This window comes from Parabacteroides sp. AF27-14 (genome assembly GCF_003635425.1).
GTDB lineage: Bacteria > Bacteroidota > Bacteroidia > Bacteroidales > Tannerellaceae > Parabacteroides > Parabacteroides distasonis.
Genome location: NZ_QTLZ01000007.1, coordinates 157,221 through 170,045, shown reverse-complemented (window position 1 = coordinate 170,045; position 12,825 = coordinate 157,221). Strand labels below are relative to the sequence as shown.

The following is a 12,825-nucleotide window of genomic DNA, read 5'->3' as shown; positions in this document are numbered from 1 at the left end:
CCTAATCTAATCCATATTGTTATGAATAGAGAAATAAACACTTTAAGCATTAAGGGATTACTTGATAAACGATTTTGGGTAATCATTGTTTTTTTTATGTTGACTTTGCCTGCCTATGCGGTAACTAATGCGTTTGTAGTGACAGGGGAGGTTATAGATGCAGTGAATAATCCTTTACCCGGGGTTAATGTCGTGGAGAAAGGAACACGTAATGGTACGATCACAGATGTAGATGGTAAATTTGAATTAACGCTGAAGGATGGCAACGCTATACTTTCATTTTCATATATAGGTTTTACTTCTATTGATGTACCTGTTGAAAATAAACAAAATTTGCGTGTAAAAATGAGAGAGGACGTTACCCAGATGGATGAAGTTGTTGTTATCGGTTATGGAACGACTACAAAAAAAGAGGTTACGGGATCAATATCTAGTTTGAAAGAAGAAAGTTTCGTGAAAGGAAATATCAGCAACCCTATGCAGTTATTACAAGGACAGGTTGCTGGTATGAATATTGTAAAGCCTAATGGAGGAGATCCTAATGGAGAATTCAAGGTTCAGTTAAGGGGTATGACGACATTGTCCGGTGGCGCTTCTCCATTGGTAGTGATCGATGGTATTATTGGGGGAAGTTTGGAGAGCGTCAATCCTGAAGAAATTGAATCGATAGATGTATTAAAAGATGGTTCTGCCGCGGCCATCTATGGTACTAGAGGTACGAATGGAGTTATTTTGATTACGACTAAAAGAGCGAGTGGTGGGGAAAAAACAACAATTGAATTTTCTACTTATGTAGCTATGCAATCCGTAGCGAAAAAATTGGATGTATTAACAGCGGAGCAATTTAGATCTGTAATCAATGATTATTATCCGACCATGAAAGATCAATATGATTTTGGGGCCTCTACAGATTGGTTTGAGGAAGTGACTCGGAAAAATCCTATAAGTCAATATTATAATGTAGCGTTTTCGGGAGGGGCAAAGTCCTTGGGCTATCGTGCTTCTCTATCTTATCAAAATGATCAAGGACTTTTAGATAAAACGAGCAATAATAAGTTGAGGGCTAAAATGAGTATCAATCAAAGAAATTTTGATGATCGTTTGTCTATAGATTATAATTTGACATATTCAAAAGGGAAAAGCGAACTAGCTGATAATTCGATTTTGCAACAAGTGGCCAGACGTAATCCAACGGAGCCTGTTTATGATCAGGAAGGTATTACACCAATATCTGGAGGATATTATTATAATCCGGGACCGTTTCAATACTTCAATCCTGTAGCGATGGTAAATGAATCTACAAGAGAAAAAGAAATGCGGGATGTTATGGGAAGCATGAAAGCTTCATTTGAAATAATTGAGGGATTAAAAGCGTCTGTAATGGGATCAATCACTCAATCGTCTTCAAATACCGGATCTTATTTTGGTCGTTACTATCCGAAAGATTTTGGGACGAATGGAAGTGCTGAAATTAAAAAATCATCCTCGACCAATAGCCTGTTAGAAGCTAGTGTTGATTATAGGAAGGCTTTTAAGGATCATACAATTCAAGCGATAGCGGGGTATTCATATAATAAAGGAGAATATGAAGAGAACTGGTCTCGTAACTATCTGTATGATACAGACTATTTTTCTTACCATAATATTGGGGCGGGAGCAGCTCTTACGCAAGGAAAAGCAGGTATGAGTAGTTACAAGGATGAAAATAAGTTGATCGCTTTTTTTGGACGTGTTATGTATAATTACCAAGAACGGTATTTGCTTTCCGCATCAGTACGTTATGAGGGGTCATCGCGTTTCGGTGCAAATAATAAATGGGGAACATTCCCTGCTATTAGTGCTGGATGGCGTATTAATAAAGAACATTTTATGGAGGACATAAAATGGATCAATGATCTAAAATTACGTGTAGGTTATGGTGTTACTGGAAATCAAGAGATAGGAAATTATAAATCATTGCAATTATTGGAAAAAGATAGATTTTTTTATTATAAGGAAAATTGGATTAGTACGTATAAACCTGCTAGTAATCCCAATCCTGATTTAAAATGGGAGCGTAAAGGTGAGTTTAATATAGGCTTGGATTTTTCAGTGCTGGAAGGTCGTTTAGGAGGTACAGTTGACTACTATAATCGTACGACAAAAGACTTATTGTATTGGTATACAGTGCCTGTTCCTCCTAATTTGTATAATCAGCTTTTTACAAATGTAGGTACTATAAAGAATTCTGGTATTGAGGTAACGATTAATGCTATACCTGTTCAAACAAAGGATTTTCGTTGGAATTCGATGCTTACGTTAAGCCATAATACGAATAAATTGGATAAGTTCTCAAATAAAGATTATGCGATGGTACAAATCCGGACTGGCTATATCCCAGAAGATTTTCAGCAATATACACAAAGTATCGTAGAAGGAGGTCCGATTGGAAATTTCTGGGGGCCACGTTTTTTGGGTGTAGACGAAAATGGACAGAATATATTGGAGGATTTGAATAAGGATGGAGTGATAAATGAAGAGGATTACCAAGTAATAGGAAACGCATATCCAGATGTGACATTTGGTTTCTCCAATACGTTTACCTATAAGAATTGGGAGTTAAGTTTTTTATTGCGAGGAGCGATAGGAAATGATGTTTTGAATGTTCATCGAATGTATTATGAGGGGTTTAATTACTTTGGGGGGAAGAATATCTTGGTATCCACATTGGAACATCCTGAATATAAGGGATCTGCAGTGTTTTCTGATCGTTTTGTAGAAGATGGCTCTTATATGAAACTAGATAACCTTACAATTGGATATAATTTTAGGCTGAATACTTCATGGGTCTCAAGATTGAAATTGTATCTGACCGCTCAAAATTTATTTACGATTACAGGTTATAAAGGTATTGACCCTGAAGTTGATTTATCAGGCTTAGAGCCGGGAATGGATCGGTATGAGTATTATCCGAGAACTCGGACATTCTTATTGGGATTGAATATTAACTTTTAAAAGGATTCTATCATGAAAACATTACATAAGATTCATATATTGGCGATTGCTATTTTTAGTATTCTTGCGCAATCTTGTACGAATTTAGATGAGAAGATTTATTCGACAATTCCTGCGGATGAATTTTTTAAGAATGAGGATGAAATGATAATGAATGTAGGAAGGGCATATACTCATTTGACTTCTTATCTTAATCACTGGAATATCTGGGGTACATTAGTCATTACATCAGATGAAGGTCTGTGCCCTTACCGTGAAACAAATTTATGGTGGGATAATGGGGTATGGATAGATTTGCACCGACATAATTTCCATTCTCAATCTGGTAATTTGAATAATTGTTGGAGTTTTATTTTTGATGGGGTGACTCTCTGTAATCAGATTCTATACCAGATGGAAGAATCGGAGGTTGATTTTCCGACAAAGAAAAATCTGGTGGCTGAGGTGAAAATATTGCGGGCTTGGCTTTACTTGAATGCTATAGATATGTATGGAAATGTCCCTTTGGCAATTGATTTCAAAGAAAAAGAATTACCGGATCAAGTAGGACGGCCTGCTTTGTTTGAATTCATAGAATCAGAGATTAAAGGGAATATCGATTTGTTGGATGAGGTCCCGGCGGCTAACAATTATGGACGTGTGACACAGGCTATGGCTTATACAATGTTATCAAAACTTTATTTAAACGCAAAAGAATGGATTGGAAAAGAGATGTGGAGAGAGACTTCTGATGCGTGCGATAAAGTAATAGGGTTTGGTAAATTGTCGTTAGAGCCTAATTACTTTTCTAACTTCAAGGTGAATAATGAAGATTCTAAAGAAAACATATTTGTGGTAGCTGTTGATAATATTTATACACCCTCGGCGATGATTTTTCATCAAATGTGTTTACATACGCTGAGCCAGCAGACTTTTGGTATCGTCGACTTTTGTTGGGATGGATTCTGTGCGATGGAAAGTCATTATAAATTATATACGGATCAAGATGTACGAAAGAAATCTTGGTTAGAAGGGCCTCAATTTGATTCATCAGGAAATCCTTTAATGTTAGGACCTAATCGTCAGCTAACTTATCGTCCTCAAGTAAAGGCTTTATATAATGAATATGATCCTGCATTATTAGATGATGGAGTTCGTTTTGCGAAATATGAATATGAATCAGGCTTAATGAATGGAATGAACAATGATTATGCTTTTTATCGTTATGCGGATATTTTATTGATGAAAGGGGAAGCTTTAGTCCGTTTAGGTCGAGCTTCAGAGGCTTTATCATATTTTAATGAGGTAAGAGCAAGAGCTGGGGCTCCATTATATCAAGAAAAAGATTTAACTTTGGAGGAAATCTTAAATGAACGGAGTAGAGAGTTAGCATGGGAAGGTTGTCGTCGTCAGGATCTGATTCGTTTTGGTAAATGGAATGATGCATGGTATGAGAAAGAGGCGAAGGGTGATTTTACGAAACTATTTCCTATTCCGTATTGGGCGATTGATACGAATGTGAAGTTAAAACAGAATCCCGGTTATTAATTAAATAATTAAGATATGAGTGAAAGAAACTTGCGGAAACATAACATATTGGTAGTTGGAAGTAGTAATACTGATATGGTAATAAAAACAAACCATCTCCCCCGGCTGGGGGAGACTGTGTTAGGTGGAACATTTTTTATGAATCCCGGGGGGAAAGGTGCGAATCAAGCAGTTGCCATTGCGAGATTGGGAGGAGAAGTTTCATTTATTTGTAAAACAGGTAGTGACATATTTGGACATCAGTCTCAGCAATTATTTGAAGAAGAAGGCATAGATACTTCTTATATTTTCTCAGATTCAAAGAATCCTTCCGGTGTAGCGTTGATTACGGTAGATGCTCATGCTGAGAATTGTATTGTTGTGGCTTCTGGGGCAAATGCGAATTTACTGCCAACAGATTTAGCGAAGGCAGAGGAAGCTATAGAACAAGCCGAGTTGATATTAATGCAGTTAGAAATACCGATGGATACTGTTGAGTTTGTCGCAAAGACAGCTTGGAAGAAAAATAAGCGAGTAATACTAAATCCGGCTCCAGCTCAACCATTGTCGGCTGCGTTACTCCGCCATCTGTATATGATTACCCCGAATGAGACAGAGGCGGAGATGATCTCCGGCGTGAAGATCACGGATGAGGTTTCCGCGGAGAAGGCTGCGCGAGTTATAATGGAGATGGGGGTACAGAACGTAATCATTACTTTAGGTTCAAAAGGAGCTTTGATTTACTGTGATTCCATGGTAGATATGGTTCCTGCGATAAAAGTGGAAGCCGTTGATACTACTGCGGCCGGGGATATTTTCAACGGTGCTTTAACGGTTGCTTTGGCCGAGGGGCGGGATTTAAGGGAAGCCGTGAGATTCGCTTGCAAAGCTTCCGCCATTTCCGTGACTCGTGTGGGAGCGCAATCTTCCGCTCCTTATCGAAATGAGGTAGATATCTTTGATTAATCTAAAAAACAATCTAATATTATGAAACAAACAGTATTTGCGATGATAGCGGTAGCCTCTTTATTTATAGGGGCGACCTCATGTTCCCAACAACCCTCGGCAAAGGATCAAACGACGGTTCCCGCTGAGTTTACGATTAGTAAAGAAAAGTTGATGGATAAGATTAAGGGAGGCTGGGCCGGACAAACCATAGGCTGTACGTATGGCGGTCCGACGGAGTTCAAATATAACGGAACGATGATTCAGGAATACGTACCGATCGTATGGCCGGACGGGTATATCAAGTGGTGGTACGAGAATGTTCCCGGATTATACGATGATGTTTATATGGACCTTACGTTCGTGGATGTCTTTGACCGGTTGGGATTGGATGCTCCTGTAGACTCATTCGCCATGGCGTTCGCTACGGCAGGATATACGTTGTGGCATGCTAACCAGTCGGCACGTTATAATATTTTACAAGGGATCATGCCTCCGGCATCCGGTCATTGGCTGAATAACCCGCATGCGGATGATCTTGATTATCAGATCGAGGCGGACTATGCCGGACTGATGTCGCCGGGTATGCCGAATACGGCTTCCGAGATTTCTGATAAGATCGGGCATATCATGAATTATGGAGATGGTTGGTACGGCGGTGTGTATGTCGGGGCGATGTATTCGTTATCGTTTATCTCGGATGATATCGAGTTTATCGTGACTGAGGCATTGAAGACGATACCGGAGCAAAGTATCTATTATAAATGTATGAGCGATGTGATCCGCTGGCATAAGGAATATCCGGACGATTGGAAACGCACTTGGTTTGAATGTGAGAAGAAATGGAGCTCGGATATTGGTTGTCCGGATGGTGTTTTTGTTCCGTTCAATATCGATGCCGTGATCAATAGCGCATACATTCTTATCGGCTTGCTTTATGGTGAGGGAGATTTCTATAAAACATTGGATATCTCTACCCGTTGCGGACAAGACTCGGATTGCAACCCAGCCTCCGCGGGTGGTATCTTAGGAACAATCCTTGGTTATAGCCATATACCGGATTATTGGATGAAGAACTTGAGAGAAGTGGAGAATATGGATTTTGCCTATACGACCATCTCATTGAATAAGACTTACCAAATGGGCTTCGATCAAGCGTTGCAAGTGATAGAGCGCAACGGCGGTTCCGTTTCAGGTGAGGAGGTGACGATCAAATGCCAGCAACCTGTAGCCGTTCGTTACGAGAAGGCTTTCGAGGGTATGTATCCGATAGAGAAAGTGGCGGTTAATAAGAATTTGCCCGATGTAGGAGAACTGCCTTTTGAGGGAACAGGCGCCGTATTCAAAGGCTTTGTGAACGCTAAAGATGATAAATACGTAGCGAAAGTAGAGATGTACCTAGATGGGGAGCTGGTTGAGACGGCGAACCTTCCGGCATCCTATACGACTCGTAGGAACGACCTGTTCTGGAAGTATCAGCTGCCCAAGGGAAAACATACGGCTACGTTTAAATGGCTAAATCCACGTAATGATGTCTCCGTTCATTTCAGCGAGATACTGATTTACTCGGATGCTCCGAAAGAGATTGTTCACCAATAAATTATAAAGATTATGAAGAAATCATTGTTTCTGATGGGCTTATTTGCCTTGTTGATTTCCTGTAAGGGAAATGTGTCGAAAAATATTCCTCAAACCGATAAGCCTCAACCGGTAAATCTTATTCTAGATACTGATTTAGGTCCGGACTATGATGATGTGGGCGCTATGGCCTTGATGCATGCCTTGGCGGATAGCGGTCAGGTAAATATCCTTGCGACTCTTTCCTCCAACCATGATGAGCGGGTGGTACCTTGCATTGAGGTGTTGAATACTTATTTCAACCGTCTGGACATACCGGTAGGGGCACCAAAGAGCGAACCGGGGGCCTCCTTGACTACTTGGCATAAAACGAAGTGGACTGACGAGTTACCCGCTAACTATCCGCATCATACGGCGAAGACTTCCGACGCTCCGGATGCTCTGAAGGTGTACCGTAAGATTCTGAGCGAACAACCGGATACCAGCGTTGTTATTTGTACGATTGGTTTCTTCTCTAATTTAAGGGACTTGCTTCAATCGGGAGCTGATGAATATAGCGATCTCTCCGGAAAGGAATTAGTCGCCAAGAAAGTGAAACGTTTGGTTTCTATGGCGGGCCTGTTTCCGGAAGGAAAAGAATTTAATGTGTATTGCGATGTCCCTGCCTCTAAAGTCGTAGCGGATGAATGGCCTACAGAGATTGTCTTTAGCGGTTTTGAGATCGGGAACGTAATCTTGACCGGAAAGAAACTGGTGCAAATGAACGTGGAGAACAGTCCTGTAAAAGATGCGTATGCCCTTTGTTTCGCGGAGGGAGACCCGGAAGGGCGCATGAGCTGGGATCATACGGCGGTATTGGTCGCTATAAAAGGTTATGAGCCTTATTTCGATGTAGAGCGAGGTACCTTTCATGTCGTAGATGATGAGGGGACTAACAATTGGGTGGCAAATCCCAATGGCCGTGATCTTCGTTTGATCGAGAAGATGCCGCCTACGGAGGTCGCTTCCTTGATAGAGAATTATATGATGCATCAACCATCTATTAAATAGTATTTTTATGTATATCGTACAAGATTATTCTTTAGCTGTCATATTCTGTGTCGTTACGATGCTTTGTTGGGGATCGTGGGGGAATACGCAGAAATTAGCCTCCAAGACTTGGAGATATGAGTTCTTCTATTGGGACTACGTGATTGGTGTCTTGCTCTTTTCTCTGATTTCCGGCTTTACCTTGGGCAGCATCGGGACGGAAGGACGCAGTTTCCTGCCGGATTTGGCGCAAGCGAATCTCGCTAGTTTAGGGAGTGCCTTTTTGGGCGGTATTATTTTTAATGCTGCCAATATCTTGTTGTCTGCGGCGATCGCCATTTGCGGATTGTCGGTCGCTTTTCCGGTAGGGATCGGATTGGCCTTGGTGCTAGGCGTATTGGTTAACTATTTCGGGGCGGCGAAGGGGGAACCGACTTATATCTTTATTGGTGTAGCCTTAATCACGATCGCCATCATCTTGAACGGCCTGGCTTATAAGAAAGCCTTGGTCGGTACCAAGAAAGTATCGGGGAAGGGGATCCTTATATCGGTTGTGGCCGGCGTGATCATGGCCTTTTTCTATCGTTTTGTCGCCGCTTCCATGGATATGGAGAATTTCGCTTCTCCGGCACCCGGGAAGTTGACGCCTTATGCCGCCGTATTTGTTTTTGCCATAGGAGTATTTGTTAGTAATTTCTTATTTAACACATTGGCAATGAAACATCCGGTGGAAGGTAAGCCTGTCTCCATATCCGGTTATTTTAAGGGAGATATGAGTACGCATCTCGTGGGTGTATTGGGGGGTGTTATCTGGTGTATCGGTCAATCTTTCAGTATGATAGCGTCAGAGAAAGCGGGAGCGGCTATATCTTACGGATTGGGGCAAGGAGCCACGCTAGTCTCCGCTTTATGGGGCATCCTTATCTGGAAAGAGTTCAAGGGAGCGCCAGCCATTTCCAATCGTCTGAATGTCGGGATGTTTATTTTATTCGTGATCGGACTTGGGTTCTTAATTTATGCGGGAGCTTAAATAACGTTATTTTTATTTATTCCGGAAAAAACATTACCTTTGTTCTTGTTTCTTGTTTATGGGAGTTTAATAACGAAAAAAGACGATCTATGAAAGAAGAAGGTGATGTATTCAAAAAGTTCCGTGATTCCTTCAGCAGGATGGAGGGACATTTCCATATACTAGAACAGCGTGTGCCGGTTGAACTTCAGATGGAGTATTTCAAATACTCGGAAAACGTACGGAAGGAAAACCGGCCTCCCCGTCCCTTATCGGAGGATGAGTGCGAGACCCTGTACAACACTTTGTTGACGGAGGAAACCACGGACAAGACCGAGAAGAGATATTTGTTATCTCAATTGGCTACCTCGAAATCCGTCCGTGCGTACCGATTGTTGGAGGAATACACCCAGCATCCGGACCCGGAAGTGACAGATTGGGCCTACATGGCTTTGATGGAGTCTCGTATCTCTTTAGAGTCCGATTTCTCCGACGAGAAACAAATTTATATCTCGACCGGCTTGGGAGGAAAAGGGGAGAAGCTGCGTTTCTATGTCTTGATGACGTCTAAAGGCAAGAAACCTTTCCAAGAATATCAGCGGCAGACAATCGAGCGGGAGTTCGCTTATTATCTGCCGAAAACGGACTGCGAGATCGAGCGTTTGACGATCGGTGAGCAGTATGTGGAGCTGGTGTTCTTGATCCCGGTGCGTACGGATATAAAAGCCACGTTGGACCGGGTGATCAATGAATGTAACCAATACGGCGATTTCCTCTCGAATGTTTTCACGATCACGAATGTCAAGGAATTGACACCCGAGGAGATTTCCGAGATTATAAGTAAGAATGGAGACGATTAAGCAAGCTATTAAGTATGGTGTAGTCGGGTTGAGCAATACCTTGATAACGATGATTGTTATCTGGGTGATGATGAAACTCTTCGGATGCCGGGAAGGTTTATCTAACTTAACGGGATATGTGGCAGGCATATTAAACAGTTTCATCTGGAACAAGCAATGGACTTTCAAGGGAAGTTCCACCGGATGGACGAAAGGGGCGGTTCGGTTCACGATCGCTTTCATTATTTGTTATGCCTTACAGTACGGATTGGTACTGATCTTGAATTCCCGACTTACGATCGATCATTACTACAACCACTTGATTGGAATGGCTTTCTATACGGTGATTAATTTTTTAGTAAATAAGTTTTATACCTTTAAAGCTTAAAAGGCATGAAGAAGTTAGCGGTTATAGTCCCGTGTTATAACGAGGAAGCCGTGATCGAGGAATCGTATCGGCGTACGAAAGAGGTCTTGGTAAAGTTGCCGAACCCTACGGAGATTATCTATATAAATGATGGCAGTCAGGATAAGACACGTTCTTTGTTGGATCATATAGCCGCTACCGATCCTCATGTGAAGGTGATTCACTTCTCCCGGAATTTCGGTCATCAACCGGCGGTAACGGCGGGTATCAATAACTGTGACGCTGATTTGGCGATTATCATCGACGCCGATATGCAGGATCCGCCGGAATTGATTCCGGATCTGCTGGAAGTGCAGGAGAGAGAGGATGCCAACGTGGTTTATTGCGTCCGTAAGTCACGGGAAGGGGAGAGTCTTTTCAAGCTGTTCACCTCCAAGGCTTTTTACCGGGTGATGAATTATATGAGCGAGGTCCATTTCCCGCTGGATACAGGAGATTTCCGTTTAGTGGACCGGAAGGTGATGAATGAGTTCGACCGTTTTAAGGAACGGGGAAAATATATCCGTGGCTTGATAAGCTGGGTGGGCTTCCACCAAGTGCCGTTTTATTATGAGCGTGAGGCGCGTATCGCCGGCGAGACGAAATATCCGATTAGTAAGATGCTGAAATTTGCGTCGACGGCAATGCTTTATTTCTCGAAGAAGCCGTTGCGTTTGGCGACGAGTCTCGGGTTTATATCCGTATTGGTCGGTATAATCTTGGCGGTTTGGTTCACGTTGGGCAAGATCTATGGTTTTAGTAACGCCGAGGTTGGCTGGACTTCTATCATGACTTCCATTATCTTCTTTGGAGGTGTACAGTTATTGACGGTCGGCGTGTTAGGGCAATATGTCGGTATCCTCTTTGACGAGATCAAGGCCCGTCCCGAATACATTATTGACGAGAAGAAAAACTATTAAAAAACATCGGAGGCGAAATAAGCCGTTTTTCTATGATCTGAATTCTGTTCCATGATAAATGTCTTTTCATGATATACTTGTGATATGTAACATAAACAATTCGATATCCGGATAGTTTATACATAGAAGAGATTAATAAAACTTATGTGTCATGAAGTATAGAATAGAGAAAGATACCTTAGGTGAGGTGGAAGTGCCGGTGGACGTTTATTATGGGCCGCAAACACAACGGAGCGTGAATAATTTCAAGATCGCCACCGATATTAGCCGGATGCCCAAAGAGGTGATAGAGGCGTTCGCTTACTTGAAAAAAGGAGCGGCTTTGGCTAATAAAGACGCCGGCGTCTTGTCTCTGGAGAAATGCGAGTTGATCGGTAAGGTATGCGACGAGATCTTGGCGGGTAAATTAAATGACTCCTTCCCCTTGATCGTATGGCAAACGGGGAGCGGGACCCAGACGAATATGAATGTCAATGAGGTGATCGCCAACCGGGCGCATGTGCTGAGCGGAGGAAAGCTAACGGATAAGGAGAAAGTGCTGCTTCCGAACGATGACGTGAATAAATCGCAATCCTCCAATGATACGTTTCCTTCCGCTATGCATATTGCCGCCTATAAGGTGACTGCGGAGGTGACGATCCCGGGATTGGAGAGTCTGTATCGTGCGTTGGCGCTAAAAAGTGAGGAGTTCATGAAGATCGTGAAGATCGGGAGGACTCATTTTATGGATGCCACTCCATTGACATTGGGGCAAGAGTTCAGTGGCTATGCGGCTCAATTGGAATATGGTATACGGAAAGTAAAGGATTCCCTGTCGCATATCTCCGAGTTGGCTTTAGGAGGTACGGCGGTTGGGACCGGTATTAACGCCCCGGTCAATTATGACGAGTGTGTCGCTAAGAAGATATCAGAGTTGACTGGGCTTCCTTTTGTAACCGCTCCGAATAAATTCGAGGCCCTAGCTACCCATGATGCCTTGGTTGAGGCGCATGGAGCCTTGAAATCCGTAGCGGTCAGCTTAATGAAGATCGCGAACGATATACGAATGTTGGGCTCAGGTCCTCGTGCCGGTATCGGTGAGATCCATTTGCCGGAGAACGAGCCGGGTTCCTCCATCATGCCGGGAAAGGTGAATCCTACGCAATGCGAGTCATTGACGATGCTCGCCGCTCAAGTAATGGGTAACGACGTGACAATCTCGATAGCCGGCTCCAACGGGCAGTTCGAGTTGAACGTATTTAAGCCGGTTATTATCTCGAACTTCTTGCAAAGCGCCCGCTTGATCGGTGACGGTTGCCTGAATTTCAGCGAACGTTGCGTAAAAGGCATTACCCCGGTGAACGAAAACATCAAACGCCATCTGGATAGCTCCTTAATGCTGGTTACTGCCTTGAATCCGAAAATAGGATATTACAAGGCCGCCGCTATCGCCCAGAAAGCCTATCAAGAAAATAAGACTTTGCGGGAGGCGGCTATCGAGTCCGGTTATGTGACCGCCGAGGAGTTTGATCGTTGGGTAGACCCGTCCAAGATGGTAGGAAAGATTGAGTAGTGTCAAAACTGCTACATCTTCTCCCAAAAATGAAACAAAGAGTTAAG

General features: G+C 42.7%; 10 protein-coding genes. All 10 read left to right on the top strand.

What is annotated here, in order from left to right; translation table 11 throughout:
* Window positions 1-21: 21 nt before the first annotated feature.
* The 10 genes from DWY79_RS09795 to fumC all read left to right on the top strand — a co-directional run bounded on the left by DWY79_RS09795 (window position 22) and on the right by fumC (window position 12,778).
* Window positions 22-2,994 carry a TonB-dependent receptor gene (locus DWY79_RS09795; RefSeq protein ID WP_122369274.1) on the top strand — a complete coding sequence of 991 codons (2,973 nt, stop codon included), beginning with the start codon at window positions 22-24 and terminating at the stop codon, window positions 2,992-2,994.
* Window positions 2,995-3,006: 12 nt separating this feature from the next.
* Window positions 3,007-4,521 (top strand): RagB/SusD family nutrient uptake outer membrane protein, encoded by a 1,515-nt coding sequence (locus DWY79_RS09790; RefSeq protein ID WP_022191894.1) that lies wholly within the window; start codon window positions 3,007-3,009, stop codon window positions 4,519-4,521.
* A 15-nt stretch (window positions 4,522-4,536) separates the two neighbouring features.
* The gene (rbsK, locus tag DWY79_RS09785; protein ID WP_122369273.1) at window positions 4,537-5,466 is read left to right on the top strand and encodes a ribokinase; all 930 of its coding nucleotides are present in this window, start codon (window positions 4,537-4,539) and stop codon (window positions 5,464-5,466) included.
* 21 nt (window positions 5,467-5,487) lie between these two features.
* Complete coding sequence (locus DWY79_RS09780) at window positions 5,488-7,044, top strand: ADP-ribosylglycohydrolase family protein (protein WP_122369272.1); 1,557 nt, start codon at window positions 5,488-5,490, stop codon at window positions 7,042-7,044.
* 12 nt (window positions 7,045-7,056) lie between these two features.
* Window positions 7,057-8,073, top strand: coding sequence for a nucleoside hydrolase (locus DWY79_RS09775; protein ID WP_122369271.1), 1,017 nt, complete (start codon window positions 7,057-7,059; stop codon window positions 8,071-8,073).
* Window positions 8,074-8,080: 7 nt separating this feature from the next.
* Window positions 8,081-9,082 (top strand): GRP family sugar transporter, encoded by a 1,002-nt coding sequence (locus DWY79_RS09770; protein WP_122369270.1) that lies wholly within the window; start codon window positions 8,081-8,083, stop codon window positions 9,080-9,082.
* An 89-nt stretch (window positions 9,083-9,171) separates the two neighbouring features.
* Window positions 9,172-9,921, top strand: coding sequence for a hypothetical protein (locus DWY79_RS09765; protein WP_005866375.1), 750 nt, complete (start codon window positions 9,172-9,174; stop codon window positions 9,919-9,921).
* Entirely contained in the window at window positions 9,908-10,288 is a 381-nt protein-coding gene (locus DWY79_RS09760; protein ID WP_005858065.1) for a GtrA family protein, read from the top strand. Before DWY79_RS09765 ends, DWY79_RS09760 begins: the two co-directional genes overlap by 14 nt.
* A 5-nt stretch (window positions 10,289-10,293) precedes the next feature.
* Window positions 10,294-11,226: a glycosyltransferase family 2 protein gene (locus DWY79_RS09755; RefSeq protein ID WP_005866377.1), complete on the top strand. Its 933-nt coding sequence runs from the start codon at window positions 10,294-10,296 to the stop codon at window positions 11,224-11,226.
* Window positions 11,227-11,377: 151 nt separating this feature from the next.
* Window positions 11,378-12,778, top strand: a complete 1,401-nt coding sequence (gene fumC, locus DWY79_RS09750) for a class II fumarate hydratase (protein WP_122369269.1) — start codon at window positions 11,378-11,380, stop codon at window positions 12,776-12,778.
* Window positions 12,779-12,825: the final 47 nt, after the last annotated feature.